At 72.2% G+C, this 15,511-nt stretch carries 21 protein-coding genes; 11 read left to right on the top strand and 10 right to left on the bottom strand.

Annotation, left to right across the window (positions count from 1 at the left end; genetic code table 11):
• Positions 1-77 precede the first annotated feature (77 nt).
• A complete protein-coding gene (locus ACWED2_RS42040; RefSeq protein ID WP_449696085.1) occupies positions 78-818 on the top strand; it encodes a 3D domain-containing protein in 741 nt (246 codons plus the stop codon).
• Between the two features lie 81 nt (positions 819-899).
• Here the strand turns inward: ACWED2_RS42040 and ACWED2_RS42035 are convergent, their stop codons facing one another.
• Complete coding sequence (locus ACWED2_RS42035; RefSeq protein ID WP_449696084.1) at positions 900-1,538, bottom strand: nitroreductase family protein; 639 nt, start codon at positions 1,536-1,538, stop codon at positions 900-902.
• 18 nt (positions 1,539-1,556) lie between these two features.
• Entirely contained in the window at positions 1,557-2,534 is a 978-nt protein-coding gene (locus tag ACWED2_RS42030) for an aldo/keto reductase (RefSeq protein WP_449696083.1), read from the bottom strand.
• Between the two features lie 42 nt (positions 2,535-2,576).
• Here ACWED2_RS42030 and ACWED2_RS42025 point away from each other — a divergent pair, with 42 nt between their 5' ends.
• A complete protein-coding gene (locus tag ACWED2_RS42025) occupies positions 2,577-3,068 on the top strand; it encodes a MarR family winged helix-turn-helix transcriptional regulator (protein WP_449696082.1) in 492 nt (163 codons plus the stop codon).
• Position 3,069: 1 nt separating this feature from the next.
• Here ACWED2_RS42025 and ACWED2_RS42020 read toward each other — a convergent pair whose 3' ends face one another.
• From ACWED2_RS42020 to ACWED2_RS42010, 3 genes are all read right to left on the bottom strand, one after another.
• Positions 3,070-3,489 (bottom strand): ATP-binding protein, encoded by a 420-nt coding sequence (locus ACWED2_RS42020; RefSeq protein WP_449696081.1) that lies wholly within the window; start codon positions 3,487-3,489, stop codon positions 3,070-3,072.
• 62 nt (positions 3,490-3,551) lie between these two features.
• Positions 3,552-4,331, bottom strand: a complete 780-nt coding sequence (locus tag ACWED2_RS42015) for a SigB/SigF/SigG family RNA polymerase sigma factor (protein WP_449696080.1) — start codon at positions 4,329-4,331, stop codon at positions 3,552-3,554.
• Positions 4,328-4,744 (bottom strand): ATP-binding protein, encoded by a 417-nt coding sequence (locus ACWED2_RS42010; protein ID WP_013222240.1) that lies wholly within the window; start codon positions 4,742-4,744, stop codon positions 4,328-4,330. The genes ACWED2_RS42015 and ACWED2_RS42010 overlap by 4 nt, the downstream gene beginning before the upstream one ends.
• Positions 4,745-4,907: 163 nt before the next feature.
• Between ACWED2_RS42010 and ACWED2_RS42005 the strand changes: the two genes are divergently transcribed.
• From ACWED2_RS42005 to ACWED2_RS41990, 4 genes are all read left to right on the top strand, one after another.
• A complete protein-coding gene (locus tag ACWED2_RS42005; RefSeq protein ID WP_449696079.1) occupies positions 4,908-5,216 on the top strand; it encodes a WhiB family transcriptional regulator in 309 nt (102 codons plus the stop codon).
• A 218-nt stretch (positions 5,217-5,434) separates the two neighbouring features.
• A complete protein-coding gene (locus ACWED2_RS42000; protein WP_364718047.1) occupies positions 5,435-5,788 on the top strand; it encodes an STAS domain-containing protein in 354 nt (117 codons plus the stop codon).
• Positions 5,789-5,847: 59 nt separating this feature from the next.
• Complete coding sequence (locus tag ACWED2_RS41995; RefSeq protein ID WP_449696108.1) at positions 5,848-6,636, top strand: metal-dependent hydrolase; 789 nt, start codon at positions 5,848-5,850, stop codon at positions 6,634-6,636.
• 159 nt (positions 6,637-6,795) lie between these two features.
• Positions 6,796-7,368 carry a TetR/AcrR family transcriptional regulator gene (locus ACWED2_RS41990; protein ID WP_449696078.1) on the top strand — a complete coding sequence of 191 codons (573 nt, stop codon included), beginning with the start codon at positions 6,796-6,798 and terminating at the stop codon, positions 7,366-7,368.
• Here ACWED2_RS41990 and ACWED2_RS41985 read toward each other — a convergent pair.
• Positions 7,310-8,536 (bottom strand): MFS transporter, encoded by a 1,227-nt coding sequence (locus ACWED2_RS41985; RefSeq protein WP_449696077.1) that lies wholly within the window; start codon positions 8,534-8,536, stop codon positions 7,310-7,312. The two genes, ACWED2_RS41990 and ACWED2_RS41985, sit on opposite strands and share 59 nt — an antisense overlap.
• Before the next feature lie 139 nt (positions 8,537-8,675).
• On the opposite strand from ACWED2_RS41985, the gene ACWED2_RS41980 reads away from it, so the two are divergent.
• Together ACWED2_RS41980 and ACWED2_RS41975 are read left to right on the top strand one after the other, a co-directional pair.
• Positions 8,676-9,005, top strand: coding sequence for a hypothetical protein (locus ACWED2_RS41980; RefSeq protein ID WP_449696076.1), 330 nt, complete (start codon positions 8,676-8,678; stop codon positions 9,003-9,005).
• 39 nt (positions 9,006-9,044) lie between these two features.
• Positions 9,045-9,524 carry a hypothetical protein gene (locus tag ACWED2_RS41975; protein WP_449696075.1) on the top strand — a complete coding sequence of 160 codons (480 nt, stop codon included), beginning with the start codon at positions 9,045-9,047 and terminating at the stop codon, positions 9,522-9,524.
• Here ACWED2_RS41975 and ACWED2_RS41970 read toward each other — a convergent pair.
• Both ACWED2_RS41970 and ACWED2_RS41965 read right to left on the bottom strand, forming a co-directional pair.
• Positions 9,521-11,155 (bottom strand): ABC transporter permease, encoded by a 1,635-nt coding sequence (locus ACWED2_RS41970; RefSeq protein WP_449696074.1) that lies wholly within the window; start codon positions 11,153-11,155, stop codon positions 9,521-9,523. The genes ACWED2_RS41975 and ACWED2_RS41970 overlap by 4 nt on opposite strands.
• The gene (locus ACWED2_RS41965) at positions 11,152-12,048 is read right to left on the bottom strand and encodes an ABC transporter ATP-binding protein (RefSeq protein WP_449696073.1); all 897 of its coding nucleotides are present in this window, start codon (positions 12,046-12,048) and stop codon (positions 11,152-11,154) included. Before ACWED2_RS41965 ends, ACWED2_RS41970 begins: the two co-directional genes overlap by 4 nt.
• Positions 12,049-12,141: 93 nt before the next feature.
• On the opposite strand from ACWED2_RS41965, the gene ACWED2_RS41960 reads away from it, so the two are divergent.
• A complete protein-coding gene (locus ACWED2_RS41960; protein ID WP_449696072.1) occupies positions 12,142-12,630 on the top strand; it encodes a GbsR/MarR family transcriptional regulator in 489 nt (162 codons plus the stop codon).
• Here the strand turns inward: ACWED2_RS41960 and ACWED2_RS41955 are convergent.
• Both ACWED2_RS41955 and ACWED2_RS41950 read right to left on the bottom strand, forming a co-directional pair.
• Positions 12,627-13,199, bottom strand: coding sequence for an RICIN domain-containing protein (locus ACWED2_RS41955; protein WP_449696071.1), 573 nt, complete (start codon positions 13,197-13,199; stop codon positions 12,627-12,629). The two genes, ACWED2_RS41960 and ACWED2_RS41955, sit on opposite strands and share 4 nt — an antisense overlap.
• Before the next feature lie 97 nt (positions 13,200-13,296).
• Positions 13,297-13,860: a TetR/AcrR family transcriptional regulator gene (locus ACWED2_RS41950; protein ID WP_449696070.1), complete on the bottom strand. Its 564-nt coding sequence runs from the start codon at positions 13,858-13,860 to the stop codon at positions 13,297-13,299.
• A gap of 83 nt (positions 13,861-13,943) precedes the next feature.
• On the opposite strand from ACWED2_RS41950, the gene ACWED2_RS41945 reads away from it, so the two are divergent.
• Complete coding sequence (locus ACWED2_RS41945; RefSeq protein ID WP_449696069.1) at positions 13,944-14,552, top strand: NAD(P)-dependent oxidoreductase; 609 nt, start codon at positions 13,944-13,946, stop codon at positions 14,550-14,552.
• 10 nt (positions 14,553-14,562) lie between these two features.
• Positions 14,563-15,228 (top strand): SGNH/GDSL hydrolase family protein, encoded by a 666-nt coding sequence (locus ACWED2_RS41940; protein ID WP_449696068.1) that lies wholly within the window; start codon positions 14,563-14,565, stop codon positions 15,226-15,228.
• Positions 15,229-15,511 lie beyond the last annotated feature (283 nt).

The raw sequence follows: 15,511 nt of genomic DNA, 5'->3' as shown, positions 1-15,511 counted from the left end.
TCCAGGCCACTTACGGTCTTGACCAGCGGTGAACCCGCTTCGCGTCACCTCCACCCGGTCCCCACCACGGAGGTTCCATGCGTTTCGCGCACGTCCTCGCGCTGACGGCGCTCGCCGGCAGCCTCTTCGTCGCCCCGACGGCCTCGGCCGCGACCCTGCCCGCCTGCCGGCACTTCTACTCCGGTCCGATCCCCGACCGCCCGGTCACCGGCGGGCACGGCCCCGGCACGCTCGTCGGCGCGGTCGACGTGAGCAACCGCCTGCCCGCGCCCGGCTCGGTCAGCGGGGGACTGGGCAGCGACGGCAAGGTCACCTTCACGTTCGCCCGGGTCGCCGGCGCGAAGGCCTACCGGGCTTTCCGCAACGGTCAAGCTCTGCAGTGGATCAGCGACTGGGGCCAGCCGACGCTCACGGTCACCGACGCGAGCCCGTGTGAGAACGCGAACTACCAGCTCTACGCCATGACGGCGGAGGACAACTCCCCGGGTTCGCTCGGTCAGATCTCGACCGCGTACCGCCTCGACGGGGCGAGCCGGCTCGCCGCCTACCGCATCCCGGCCGGCACCACGCTGGACTACCGCGTCACGTCCTACAACGACGTCGCCCAGACCGCCCTGGGCTACCAGGCCGGCCCGGGCTTCTGCGCGGTCGACGCCCGGACCATCCCGTGGGGCACCCGCTTCTCCGTGCCCGGCTACGGCGAGTGCTACGCGGCGGACATCGGCAGCTGGATCAAAGACGACATCGTCGACGTCTGGCTGCCCGGGTCCCAGGCCGACGCCTGGGGCATCCAGCGCCTGACCCTCACCGTGCGGTAAAGCGTCCTGGCCGCCGAAAGGCCGTGACGGCCTCCTTGCCGACGTCCCCCATCTGCCTCGGCAAGGAGGCCCTCGCGGCGGTTACCAGCGGTCGAGGTGCAGGACCTCGTCGAGCGGCTGCCGCGCCGCCGGTTCGAACGTGTCGCCCGTGTAGAACGCCGTCGGGATCAGCGCCGCCTGGTGCACGTTCTTCGGCAGCTCCAGCACCTCCGCCGCCTCCTGCTCGTACTTCAGGTGCAGGGTCGTCCACGCCGTCCCGAGCGTCACCGAGCGGGCCGCCAGCATGTAGCTCCACACCGCCGGCAGCAGCGACGCCCACAGCCCCGCCTGGTTCCCGGACGGCAGTTCCGAGGACGCCGTCTCCAGGCAGGGGACGACCAGCACCGGGACGTCACCCATCCGGTCGGCCAGGTAGGCGACGCTGTCGCCGACGCGCTGCTGGACCGCGGCCCGCGCCGGGTCGTCCGCGAACAGCTTGCCCGCCGCGTTCGGCGAGGCCAGGTACTCGTGGCACGCCCGGCGGTAGAGCTCGCCGAGCGCCGCGCGCTGGGCCGCGTCGGTGACGACCAGCCACTGCCACCGCTGCGTGTTCGACCCGCTCGGCGCCTGGAGCGCGACCTGGACGCAGTGCTTGACCAGGTCGAGCGGCACCGGCCGCTCGAGGTCGAGGCGCTTGCGGACGGTCCGGGTGGTGGTCAGCAGCTCTTCGGGCGTCATCATCGGCCCATCATGCCGGGCTCACCAGCGGTCGTGCACCAGCGGCCGGATGAGCTCGTCGTAGGTCTCGCGGACACCCGCCAGCGCCTCGGCGGACAACGGCGGAAGCGCCGCCGCCGCGGTGTTCGCCGAAGCCTGCCCGGCGTTGCGGGCGCCCGGGATCACCGTGCTGACACCCGGCTGGTCGATGATCCAGCGCAGCGCGAACTGGGCGAGCGTCTGCCCGGACGGCACGAGCCCGCGCAGCCGCTCGACGGCCTCCAGCCCCACCTCGTACGGCACGCCGGAGAACGTCTCGCCGACGTCGAAGGCGTCGCCGTGGCGGTTGTAGTTGCGGTGGTCGTTCTCCGCGAACGTCGTCTGCGCGGTGTAGCGTCCGGACAGCAGGCCGGACGCCAGCGGCACCCGCGCGATGATCCCGGCGCCCGCCTCCGCCGCCGCGGGCAGCACGCGCTCCAGCGGCTTGAGCCGCAGGCAGTTCAGGATGATCTGGACGGAAGCCACGTGGGGCCGGGCCAGCGCCGTCAGCGCCTCTTCGCAGGTCTCGACGCTCACGCCGTACGCCTTGATGCGGCCTTCGTCGACCATCGTGTCGAGGGCGTCGTACACCGCGTCGGAGGAGTACACCGGCGTCGGCGGGCAGTGCAGCTGGACCAGGTCGAGCGTGTCCACGCCGAGGTTGCGGCGCGACCGGTCGTTCCACTCGCGGAAGTTCGCGGCGACGTAGTTCTCCGGCACCTGCTCGACCCGGCGGCCCATCTTGGTCGCCACGAAGACGTCCCCGCGCTCGGCGAGGAACCGGCCGACCAGCCGCTCGCTGCGGCCGTCGCCGTACACGTCGGCGGTGTCGAAGAAGGTGACACCGTTGTCGGCCGCCGCGTGCAGCACGCCCAGCGCGTCGTTCTCGTCGACCTCGCCCCAGTCCGCCCCGAGCTGCCAGCAGCCGAGCCCGACGACGGACACTTCGCGGCCCAGACGGGCGATCTTCCGGTTCTCCATGTCGCGATCCAAGCACACCGCCGGCGCCTATGATCGGCCGTCATGGCCATGACATCGGGTCCGGACGGGCTGGGGACCCGGATGCGGCACGTCCTGGAAATCTTCGAGACCGACGTCGCGCAGTTCCTCGCCGACATCGGCCTCGACGACTACCGCCCGCGGTACTCCCCGGTGGTGCGGGCGCTGCTCGCCCGCGGCCCGCTGGCCATCCGCGACCTGGCCGCGGAGATCGGCGTGACGCACTCGGCGGCCAGCCAGACCGTCGCGCAGATGAACCGGGCCGGCCTGGTGAGCCTGGAGCCGGGGGCCGATGCCCGGCAGCGCATCGTGTCGCTCACCGAGAAGACGCGCGGCCTGCTGCCGCTGATCGAGGCGGAGTGGACGGCGACGACCGAGGCGTCGGAGGCGCTGGAAGCCGAGCTGCCCTACCCGTTGCGCGGGGTGCTGGCGGCGATCGTCGAGGCGCTGGAGCGGAAGCCGTTCCGGCAGCGGATCTCGGAGACCGCCGCCGCGCGGGAGCTGCTGGAGCGCTGATTCAGGCGTCCGGCAGCCGGAAGACGGCCCAGACGTACTTGCCGCCGGGGCAGCGTTCGAAGCCCCAGTCCAGCGACAGCGCCTGGACCAGGACCAGCCCGCGGCTGCGCGCCTCGGCCGGGGACGGCGCCCGCAGCTCGGGCAGCATCCGGCCGGTGTCGTGCACCCGCAGCGTCAGCCGGTCCCCGAGGTACTCCAGCTCGAGCCGCTGCGGCCGCTCGCCGTGCTCGAAGGCGTTCGTGACCAGCTCCGACGTCGCCAGCAGGACGTCTTCGAGCTGCCGCTCCCGCACGCCGTGGCGCAGCAGGTACGTGCGGACCTCGTGCCGGGCCAGCGCCGGCGCCGTGACGTCGGCCGGGAGGAGCACCCTCAGCTGGGCGGCGGCCGCGGCGGCACGCTGCGGCATTCTCGACGTCGTCATCCGGTCCCCCTCCCAGTGAGTTCGGTCCCGCCCGGCAAGTACCCAAGCGGGTGTGCGGCTAATCAGGTGCCGTCGGCCAGCTCGGATTCGTCCAGGCCCGACCGCAGTTTCTTGAGCGTCGCGGCCAGCAGCCGCGACACCTGCATCTGGGACACCCCCACACGCCGGGCGATGTCCGACTGGCTCATCCCGGAGCCGAACCGCAGCGCGACGATCTTGCGCTCCCGCTCCGGCAGGCTCTCCAGCATCGGGCGCAACGCCTCGCGCAGCTCGGCCTGCCCCAGCTCGGCGTCCGGCGCCCCGAAGCGCGTGTGCGCGGCGTTCTCCAGCAGGTGGTCCAGCGAGGCGCCGTAGCGGCCCTGGCCGGCGCGGAGTCCTTCGTAGACGTCCTCGACCGGCACCCCGAGCCGCGCGGCGATCTCACTCGGCTTCGGCGCGCGCGAGAGCTGCACGGTGAGCTCCTCGCGCGCGGCGGAGATGTTCGCGTTCAGCTCCTTGAGCCGCCGCGGCACCCGCACCGACCAGCTGTTGTCCCGGAAGTGGTGCCGCAGCTCACCGGAGATGGTGGGCACGGCGAAGGCCAGGAAGTCGGTCCCCTGCGTGGGGTCGAACCGGTCGACGGCGTGGATCAGCCCGACCGTGGCGATCTGGACCAGGTCCTCCATCGCCTCGTCGCGGTTGCGGAACTTCCGCGCCAGGTTCCGCGCCAGCTCCAGGTGCGCGCGCACCAGGGTGTCGCGGACGCGTTCGCGCTCCGGCGAGTCCGACGGCAGGTCGGCGAGTCGGTTGAACAGCGCGCCGACGTCGAGGTCGTCCCCGCTGCTCCCGGCGGGATCGCTCACGAGTCCGCCGCCTGGCTTTCCCGTACCAGGTCCACGCGGGACAGGTAGCGGCCGTTCTCCGGGGTGATCGTGCGCTCGGCCGTCGTCGCGAGAGCGGTCAGCAGCTGCCACGACAGGCCGGCGTCGTCCTCGTGGTCGGCGCTGTCGGCCAGCACCGACACGGAGACCTCGATGCGCGGCCCGTTCCAGGAGAAGACACAGGTGAGCCGCCCGTCCGAGCTGGCGGGGAGCAGCAGCGAGCAGGCTTCGTCCACCGCCATCCGGAGGTCCTCGACGGCGTCGAGGTCGAAGTCCTGGCGCATCGCGATGTCGGCCACGATGGTGCGCAGCGTGGGCACGACGTGCGGGATCGCGGCCGTCCGCACCTCGATGACCTGCGCGCCTTCCGGGACGAGCGGGGCGTTGTCCTCCACGTTTGTTCCTTTCTCCGCACTCGCGCTGCCGGGGATCGGCGGTCTCTGCCACGCCCGGTCAGCGAGATGCCCGTGGGGTGAGCAAACCAAACCCGGGTTTGATCCGCTCCACCGGCGGGCATGTAGCGGTCGACATGCTGATCCTGGGAAAGGCGGGGACGACATGGCTGACGTGAGCCGGCTGCCCAACGTGGTTGCTGAAGAGTGGGAATGGCAGCTGCGCGGCTCGTGCCGGGGTGCGGACAGCAGCCTGTTCTTCCACACGGACAACGAGCGGGGTTCGGCGCGGGAGCGCCGGGAAGCGCGGGCGAAGGCGATCTGCCAGGCCTGCCCCGTCCTGGCCCAGTGCCGCGAGCACGCGATGACCGTACAGGAGCCGTACGGCATCTGGGGCGGTCTCGGCGAGATCGAGCGGCGGCAGCTCTTCCTGCGCCAGCGCAGGGCGGCGCGGAAGGCGATGAGTGCGCACTGAGCAGAGCCCTGAGCAGGCAGGATTTGATCGCTGGTGAGCAGTACACGCGAAAGGGCGGCGGCCGTGGCGGGCGCGGTCGCTTCCTGGGTTAGGGTTGGCCCCGGAGTTGCCTTGACCGTGCCCGGCGCGAGCTTTGGGAAGGCACGGTGACACGGTTGCCGCTTGAGACAACAGGCGCGTACCCGGCGCAGGAGCAGCGCCTGACGAGGAGAAACTGCATGCCCGCAGCCGACCAGAACGCCACCCCGCCCGGGTTCGGCATCACGCTGGACACCGACGCGACGGAGCCCCGGGTGGTGGTCACCGGCGAGCTCGACCTGCTGACCAGCCCGCAGCTGCAAGAAGCCCTGGCGGGGCTGATCGCGGACAAGCGCGCGCAGCGGGTCGTGGCCGATCTGACCGGGGTGACCTTCTTCGATTCCTCCGCGCTGAACGTGGTGCTCCGCGCACAACGCCAGGCCGGCGAGCAGGAAGTCGAACTCGCGGTCGTCCCGAGCCCCGCGGTGAGCCGCGTGATCGAGCTCACCGGCGTGGCCGAACACCTGAGCGTGTCGGAGGACCCTCAAGCCTGACCGCCCGCTACGGTTCCGCGGACCGATTTTCGTTCGCGGACCTGGGGGACGGCACGATGATGGGGCGGACGCACGCCCTGACCGGCTGGTGCGCGGGCTTGGCCCTGGCGCCCGCGGTCGGGGCCGGTTCGGTGCACCAGGCGGTCGTCTTCGCGGCGACCACGGCGGGGTTCGCCCTGCTGCCCGACCTCGACCACCCCGGCGCGAGCGCGTCCCGCCTCCTCGGCTGGCTGACGGGCGCGTTGTCGTGGCTGCTGCGCCGGGTTTCGGCGGGGTTCTACGCGCTGACCAAGGGGCCACGGGACGAGAAGGTCTCCGGCAAGCACCGTCACCTGTCCCACACCGTCCTGTTCGCGGGCGGCCTGGGCCTGCTGACGTCGTGGGGCACCACGGAGGGCGGCCCGTGGGCCGTGGTCGGCGTGGTCGTCTTCGGGCTGATGCTGGCCGAAGGCGCACTGGGCGACTGGCTCCTCCCGGTCAGCGGAGCCGCGGTGGCGTGGTGGTTCTTCACGGCACCACCCGATCGGGCGGGTGAACTGGCGGCCATTTCGGGCTGGCTCGGGATCGCGGTGGCGGCCGGCTGCCTGACCCACTGCCTGGGCGACGCGCTGACCGAGGCCGGCTGCCCGTTCCTGTTCCCGATCCCGATCGCCGGCGAGACGTGGTACGAGATCCGGCCACCGAAGGTACTGCGCTTCCGGACCGGCAAGAAGGTCGAGAAGCGGCTGATCTTCCCGGTGTTCGCGCTGCTCGGCGTGCTGCTGGTGCCGGGGGTGTGGGAGCACACGGTGAGCACGTTCGAGCGGCTGTTCATCCCGCCGTCGAGCCAGCAGGCGACCACGCCTTGAGCCGTCCGGCCCCGGTGCGGCCGCGGTAGCCGGTGATCTGTCCGGTTCGGACGGTGAGCGGCAGCGGAATTCTCCTGCCAGACTGGGCGTTGAATCGGAACGGTTGGCCCGCTTACGTCCCTGCGGAGCAGCCGTTCCGGTGGTCGACGAGGAGACGTGATGGAGAAGATGCGCGCCGACGCCCGGCGCAACCGGGCCAAGGTGCTGGCCGCCGCCGAAGAGGCCTTTGCCCTCGACGGCCTCGCCGTGCCGCTCGATGACATCGCGCGGCTCGCCGGTGTCGGGGCCGGGACCGTCTACCGGCACTTCCCCAGCAAGGAAGCCCTGTTCCAGGCCGTCGTCCTCGAACGCATCCAGCAGTTCGCCGAGGAGGCCCGCGCGCTCGCCGAGGCCGACGATCCCGGCGGGGTGTTCGTCGACTACTTCGTCCGCGTCATCAAGCAGGCATCGCTCAACCGGGCGATCTGTGACGCTCTCGCCGAATCGAGCGGTCACGCCTTCAAGGCCGGCGCCGGTGAAGAGTTCCGCGCCGCGCTGGCCGCGCTGCTCGCCCGCGCGCAGGCGGCCGGCGCCGTCCGCGCGGACATCGACGGCGACGACCTGCGGGCGCTCATCGTCGGCTGCCTCGCCGTCGAGCGGTACGCGCCGGGGAGCGCACACCTGGTCCGGGTGGTCATCGACGGCCTGCGGGCGTCAGGTCGCGCAGCCTCCGCAGCGGCGACCACACCATGATCGCCGCCGAGGCCAGGACGCCGGCCGCGGCGATGTGCAGGGTCGCCCGCATGCCGAGCGTGCCGGCCAGCGCACCGCCGAGCAGGCTGCCGAGGGGCACGACGCCGTAAACCAGCGTCTGCGAGATCGCGTTGACCCGCCCCAGCAGCTCCGGCGGCGTGACGGCCTGCTGGAAGCTCACGCCGAACACGCTGAGCACGATCACGCTGTAGCTGGTGAAGAAGCCGGCGAGGACGTAGCAGGTCAGTGCCCAGCCGCGGCCGGTGAACGGGTAGAGCTGGTACGCCAGGCCGAACAGCACCGCCGCACCCCACAGGGCGCGCGCCTGGCCGATCCGGTCGCCGAGCCACCGCGCGGTGAGCCCGGCGGTGACGGCGCCTGTCAGCGACGCGGTGCCGAGCACCCCGATCACCCAGGGCGAGAGCCCGAGGTCGCGGGCGAGGAAGACGATCACGATCGCCAGGTGGGCCGACTGGAAGAAGCTCGACACGGCGCCGTGCGCGCTGATCGCCAGCAGGACGCGGTCACCGCGGACCAGCCGCAGCCCTTCGCCGATCTCGCGCAGCAGTCGCCGCTCACGTGGTGCGGACCGCGTGTCGGGCGTTTCGATCCGGCGCAGCCAGAGCGCCGACCACAGGTAGCTGACGGCGTCCACGGCCAGCGCCGCCGCGACGCCGAGCGCCTGGACGATCACCCCGGCGAGGCCGGGGCCCGCGACCGCCGCCATCGACCGGTTCGTCTGGAGCCGGGCGTTGGCCTCCGGCAGCTGCCCAGGCGCCACCAGCCGCGGGACGTAGGTCTGGTGGGCGACGTCGAAGAAGACGCTGAGCACGCCCACAGCGAGGACCACGGCGAGCAGCTGGGCCATGCCGAGCACGCCGAACAGCGCGGCGACCGGGACCGAGGCGATCAGCACGGCCCGCCCGGCGTCCGCGGCGATCAGGACCGGGCGGTGGCGGATCCGGTCGCACCAGACGCCGACCTGCAGGCCGAGCACCAGGTACGGCAGCGCCTGCGCGGTCCGCAGCAGCGAGACCTCGAAGACCGGCGCGCCGAGCGCGGTGACCGCGAGCAACGGCACGGCCAGGACGTCGACCCGGCTGCCGAGCTGGCTCACGAGGTCGGCGAGCCAAAGGCGGCGGAAGTCGCGGTTCCCCAGTACCCCCATCGGGCCAAGCTGGCACATGCGTGCGATAGAAGCAAGAAACTTGAGTTCATTCCGCTCAAGGCGCACTTGGGGTAACAAGACGTAAGATCAACGCGAGTTAGTCCTCGTACCTGCGCTGCGCGTGGCGAGGGGGTGCCCGATGAGCGGCCGACCTACCTGGGGCTCCGCCGCGGTCACCGGCCTCGCGGGTTTCGCCACCGGGCTGCTCGTCGCCGCGATGCTCGTCGCCGGGCGGCCCGCTCCCCGCAGCGTCGAAGCGCCCGTGCCGCCGACCAGGACCGTTTCCGCCGTGCCCGTCACGGTGACCGAGTCCGCGCCGCCGGCCACCGTCACCTCGGTCGAGACGCCGTCGCCGACGACCACCACCAGCGTCGTCGAGGTCACCGTGCAGCCGCCGACCTCGGCGACCTCCGTCACGCCGACCTCGACTTCGCCCCCGCTGCCGCTCACCTCGATCTGGCGCGACTGAGGATGCAACCCGGCGGGCCGCCGTCGCCGTCTGGTCGGCATGCGTTACGTACTGGGGTTCGCGGTGCTCGCCGCTGTGACGACCGGGTGCGCCGGGGCGGGTGCCGGGCCGGAGCGCGCCTGCACGGCGATCGGCGTCCCGATCGGCATCAGCCTGTCCGTCCCGGCGCCGGCCGGCGTTTCGAAGGCCACGCTCGAAGCCTGCTGGCGCGGCCAGTGCGTCACGCGCGACCTCGGCCTATACCCCGAGACGTCGGCGGGCGCGACGACCTGCACGGGCACCGGCCCGGACAGCTCGTGCGGCACGTCCGTGGTCCCCACCGGCGGCCTGCACGGCTTCGCGGACATCCCGGGCCTGCCCGCCGAACCGGTCAAGGTCACCGTCCGGTTCGACGACGGGAAACCGCACACCGTCGACGTGACCCCGGCCTTCGTCGAGGCGAACGGTCCCGGCTGCGGCAAGGATGGCCCGCAGGCGCAGCTCGTGGCCGGTCCGGACCACGAGCTGCGGGTGCGTTAACCGACGTCCCGGCGTTTCCAGCCGGCCAGGCCGGCCACCAGTGCGACGACCGCGACCGCCACGAGCCAGACCAGCGGCGTCGCGGTGAACGCCTGGCCGGGGATCTTCGGCGGGTGCTGGAACGGCGAGACGTCCAGCACCACCTGCGGCAGGTTGACGATCGGACCGAACAGGCTCACCAGCAGTGCCAGCGCGCCGGCCGCCCAGGCCGCCGCGGAATAGCCCGGCAGCAGCCCGAAGATGGCCACCGCCAGCGCGACCACCACCCAGGCCGCGGGCAGCTGGACGAGCATCCCGGAGAGGGTGTCCGCGAGTGAGCCGCCGACGTCGCCGGTGCGCAGCCCGTTGGCCAGGCCCATGAACACGCCGCCGGACAGCAGCAGCGCCGCCGTGCCGAAGAACGCGAACACCAGGTGGCCGCCCGCCCAGCGCAGCCGGCCGACGCTGGTGGCGAGCACCGGCTCGAGCCGGATCGCGGTCTCCTCGCCGCGCATCCGCAGCACCGCCTGGACGCCGTACAGCGACGCCACCATGGCGAACATCCCGGCCATCGCGGCCAGGAACGCCTGCGTGAGCGCGTGGCTGCCGCCCAGCCGCTCGAAGATCTGCTGCGCTTGCGGGCTCGAGCCGACGAGGTCGCCGATGCCGCTGGCGATCGAGCCGAACACCGCGCCGACCACCGCCGTGCCGATCGTCCAGCCGAGCAGCGGGCCGCGGTGCAGCCGCCAGGCGAGCGCGAGCGGTGACCGCAGGCTCGCCGCGGCCCGGGCCGGCCCCGGTCGCGGCGGCAGGATGCCGACGCCGACGTCGCGGCGGGGCAGCAGCCAGTACGCCATCGCGCCGACGACCACGGCGAGGCCCACCGGCAGCAGGAGCACCCACCAGCGTTCCCCGGCGAACGCCCGGACCTGCTGCACCCAGCCGATCGGCGAGAGCCAGGACAGCCAGCGGGCGTCCACAGTGGAGTCGCCGGCACCGCGCAGCAGGAACGCGGCGCCGACCACGGCGGTGCCGATGCCGTTGGCGGTCCGGGAGTACTCGGCCAGCTGGACGGCGACCGCCGCAACCGCGGTGAACACCAGCCCCGACAGCGCCTCCGCCGCGCCGAAGGCGAGCGAGCCGGCCGCGGGCAGGCCGGCGCCGATCAGCGTGCCGGCCTGGATCAGCCCGGTGAGCACGCTCGCGCCGCCGGCCACCAGCAGCGCCGCCGTCAGCGCCGCGTACCGGCCGACCACCGCGGAGGCGAGCAGCTCCGCGCGCCCGGTGTCCTCCTCGGCGCGGGTGTGCCGGGTGACCGTGAAGACGACCATCAGCCCGGTGAGCAGCGCCAGGAACCCGCACATGCGCCAGGCGATGAACCCGCCGGCCGTGGTCAGGTCGAACGGCGGCCCGTAGAGCAGCGCGTACGACGGGTTGGCGTTCGCACCCGCCTGCAGGGCGAGCCGGTCGGCCACGGTCGGGTAGAACTGCGTGAACGTGTTGACCGAGCTCGCCGGGACGACGCTGAGCAGCACGATCCAGATCGGCAGGACGACGCGGTCGCGGCGCAGCGCGAGCCGGGTGAGGTGCCACGTGCCGGCCAGCTCGTGGGCCGGTGCCACGACGGCCGGGCGTTCGAGCGTCGCCGTCATTTCGCGCTCGCTTCGGTCGTGTAGTGGCGCAGGAACAGCTCCTCCAGCGTCGGCGGCTGGCTGACCAGGCTCCGGACGCCGACCTCGGTCAGCTGGCGCAGGGCTTCGTCGAGCGAGCGTGTCTCGACGTCGAAGCGGACGCGGTTGCCCTCGACATTGAGGTCGTGGACGTTCGCCAGGTTCGCGAGCCCGTTCGGCGGCCCGGCGAGCTCGGCGGTGATCGACGTCCGGGTCAGGTGGCGCAGCTCGGCGAGGGTGCCGGACTCGACCGTGCGGCCGTTGCGGATGATGCTGACCTTGTCGCACAGCGCCTCGACCTCGGCGAGGATGTGGCTGGAGAGCAGCACGGTGCGGCCCTGCTCGCGCTCCTCCTGGATGGCGTACTGGAACGTGGCTTCCATCAGCGGGTCGAGGCCGGACGTCGGTTCGTCGAGGATCAGCAGGTCGACCCGCGACGCGAGCGCGGCGACGATGGCGACCTTCTGCCGGTTGCCCTTCGAGTACGTCCTCCCCTTCTTCTTCGGGTCGAGGTCGAACCGTTCGACGAGGTCGGCGCGGCGCTTCTCGTCCAGGCCGCCGCGCAGGCGCCCGAGCAGGTCGATCACCTCGCCGCCGGAGAGGTTGGGCCAGAGGTTGACGTCGCCGGGCACGTAGGCCAGGCGGCGGTGCAGGCTCGCCGCGTCCTTCCAGGGGTCGCCGCCGAGCAGCCGGACGTCCCCCGAATCCGCGTGGAGCAGGCCGAGCAGCACCCGGACGGTGGTCGACTTCCCGGCACCGTTCGGGCCGAGGAAGCCGTGCACCTCCCCAGCGGGTACCTGCAGGTCAAGGCCGTCGAGGGCCTTGGTCCGGCCGAACGACTTGTGCAGGCCGGTGACCGAAATGGCATTTTCCATGCTTCGGAAGCTACACTTGCTTCACGAAGTTGTGAAGTTAAGAAAATGTCTAGATCGAGTGATCATGGGGGACGGGTACGGGAGGATGGGCCGATGACGACGCCTGACACGAAGCGAGATGAAGACGCCGTCCGCCGGTACGTCGAGAGCCTCGGGCTCGTGCTTTCGCAGATCGGCATGCAGCGCATGCCCGCGCGGGTGTTCGCCGCGCTGATGACCACCGACGAGGGCAGGCTCACCGCCGCCGAGCTGGCCGAGCAGCTGTCGGTCAGCCCGGCCGCCGTCTCCGGCGCGGTGCGCTTCCTCGAACAGATCGGCCTGGTGGCCAAGGAGCGTGAGCCCGGCGAGCGCCGCGACCACTACCGCCTGTACGACGACCTCTGGTACGCCACGTTCATGAAGCGCGACCGCATGATCATCATGTGGCGCGACGCGGCCGAGAACGGCATCGACGCCCTGGGTGCGGACACGCCGTCGGGCAAGCGCCTCGCCGAGATGCGCGACTTCCTGTCGTTCATGCTCGAAGAGCTCAACAACATGTACGAGCGCTGGCACAAGCTCCGCGAAGAGAAGAACGCCTAGCCGCGCCGGGCCGCGAGGCAGCGGGTGCAGCCGGACTCCTTCAGGTGCTGGCGCCAGGCCTGGTGCGGATTCGTGCTGTCGCACGTTTGCAGGTGCAGCCGGACGCCGGCGCCGGTGCCGGTGATGCACTTGCCGTTGGTCGCGCTCCGGAACATGACGTTGGACGAGCCGTTCGGGTTCTCGGAGACGACGGAGATCTGCCACTCGACGTCCCAGTAGATGGCTCGCGTTCCCGGGCATTCGGCCAGCCCGACCTCGGAACCGTCGGTCGCGCCCGGACCGGTCTCGACGCACACCGTGCCCGGCACCCCGGCCATGATCCACGCGGTGCCGGTGCCCGAGGGCACGATCTGGTACAGCTGGTTGGCGGCGCCGCTGCCGACCGGGGTCTTGCAGCCGGCCTCCTGGAGCCACCAGTACGCGTACTGGTGGTCGTACCCGGCGTCGATGCACAGCCGGGTGCTCGTGTCGGAGTACTGCAGCCACCAGACGTCGGCACCGGCGGGCGCCACCGACAAGCCCAGCAGGGTCAGGATGCTGACGAGGATGGCCGCGAAACGCATGCGCATGGTCCCCTCCGGAGTCCGGGCGCCCGCCACGTCAAGGCGTCACGGAAAGGCTGGCAGCGCGGCGTGATCCACTCCAGCCACCATCCGGCGGCAGCCGCTACAACGCGGCGAGCAACGTGTCCGCGAGCCGCTCGGCGAGGTCGGCCGGCTCGCGCTCTTCGAATGCGGCCAGGAACGCCTGCTGGAAGCACGCGCCGAGGAGCAGGGCCGCGGCCGCCTCGACGTCGGTGTCCGCGGTGATCCGGCCGAGTGCCCGCTCGGCGCGCAGGTAGTCCGCGACCCCCTGCAGGGGCAGGTGCGGGCCGTGCCCGCGCAACCGTTCCCGATGGGAGCGCAGCAGTTCCCGCGACGAGAACATCGAGACGGCGATCGGGAAGCTGTCGACGTAGAACGCCAGGCCGAGCCGGGCCAGGTGGACGAGGTTGTCCCGCAGCGGCGCCCGCCCGGGGTCCGCGGTCAGCTCGGCCAGTGCGGCGCCCAGCGCGGGCAGCTCCTCGGCCAGGACGCTGCGGAACAGGTCGGTCTTGTCGCGGAAGTGCTTGTAGAGCATCGCCTCCGAGTAGCCCGCGGTCTGCGCGATGACCTTCGTCGTCGCGTGGGCGTAGCCCTGCTCGCGCATCACCTTCGCGGCCGCGGCGACGATCTCTTCGCGGCTTCCCATAGCGGCTCCCCTGAGTGCGTTCTCAGCCTGGTTAGTGAACACTCACCCTACTGGTGAGTGTTCACTAACCGAGGAGGAGGCCCATGAAGATCACCGTGCTGGGGGCGACCGGCGGCGTCGGCGGCGAGGTCGTCAGGCAGGCACTGGACCGCGGCTGGGACGTCACGGCCGTCGTCCGCGACCCGGCCAAGCTGCGGCTGCCGGCCCGGGTCGTGGTCGCCGGGCTGCGGGACCACGACAAGCTGGCGGCCGCCGTCGAAGGCCGCGACGCGGTGATTTCCGCGGTCGGCTCCCGCGACCGCGGGCCGACCACGGTCTGCGCGGACGGCGCCCGCGCGGCGATCGAGGCCGGCGCGAAACGGCTGCTGGTGGTCAGCGCCAGCGGCATGCACACCGAGGGGGACGGCTTCTTCACGCGCTCACTCGTCAAGCCGCTGCTCAACACGTTCCTGAAGCACGGCTGGGCGGACATGCTCGCGATGGAGGCCGTGGTCGAGGCCACCGACCTGGACTGGACGATCGTCCGGCCGCCGATGCTGCTCGACGGGCCGCGCACGGGCAAGATCGTGAGCCGGCTCGACGGGAACGTCCGCACGTTCACCATCCGGCGCGCCGACGTCGCCACGTACCTGCTCGACGCCGTGGCGGACCCCACGCTGATCAGGCAGAAGGTTTCGATCGCCCACGGCTAACGTCGGTCCCATGGTGCTGCTCGCTCAAGCTCTCTACGTCAAGCGCAAGACCCCGCGGCTCCCCGGGGCGGCGGGACCGACGGAGGGACTCGTCGCGGGTGACGGCGAACCGTTCCGGCTCGCCGTGCTCGGCGAATCCACCGTGGACGGGGTCGGCGCGGCGGATCACGAGGAAGCGCTCACCGGCTGCCTCGCCCGCGAGCTGGCCCGCGACGGCCGGGCGGTGCGCTGGCAGGCCGTCGGCCGGACCGGCGCCAACGCCCGGGTCGCCCGCGCCGAGCTGGTCCCGCTGCTGTGCCCCGCCGACCTGGTCGTGATCGCCCTCGGCGTCAACGACACGATCGAGCTCCGGACGGCCGCGGGCTACCGCCGTGACCTCCTGCGCCTGGTGCTCGACGTGCGCGGGCGGCTGGGCCCGGTCGACGTCCTCCTGGCCGGGGTGCCGCCGATGTCCCGCTTCCCGGCCCTGCCGCGCCCGCTGCGGGACGTCCTTTCCGCCCGGTCGACCGCCCTCGACCGGGCGGCCGCGACCCTCGCGCGCCTCCCCGGCGTCCGGCACCTCCCGATGGATCCCGCCCTGCTCGACCCGGGCGCCTTCGCGAGCGACCGGTTCCACCCGGGCCCCGACGGCTACGCGCGCTGGGCTGGGACGTTGGCACGCGCCGTGATCAGTTAGCCGCGGTGCGTCAATCTTCAAAAAAAGTCGCCGGTTCGTGTATCTGGCGGTGCCCCCACTGCGTCCTGTGGAGCAGCCAAGCACGGAGGAACACGACAGGGGGTGTCGCGTTCGGAGTGAACGCGGTGGCCGGGAGCCGAGGGGGCTACCGGACACCGTCGGCCGGGTGCTCTTCGGGGGAGGGGACATCCGGCAGGGCCCGTTGGGGAGCGGGTCCTTGAGGGAGGGGAGTATCGGCCGGCGCGGGTCCACCCGCTCGCGTCGGCCGGTACCTCCCGCAGTG

The organism is Amycolatopsis sp. NPDC005003 (genome assembly GCF_053600695.1).
The sequence above is the reverse complement of the archived record's forward strand: the minus strand, read 5'-3'. Positions and strand labels throughout refer to the sequence as shown.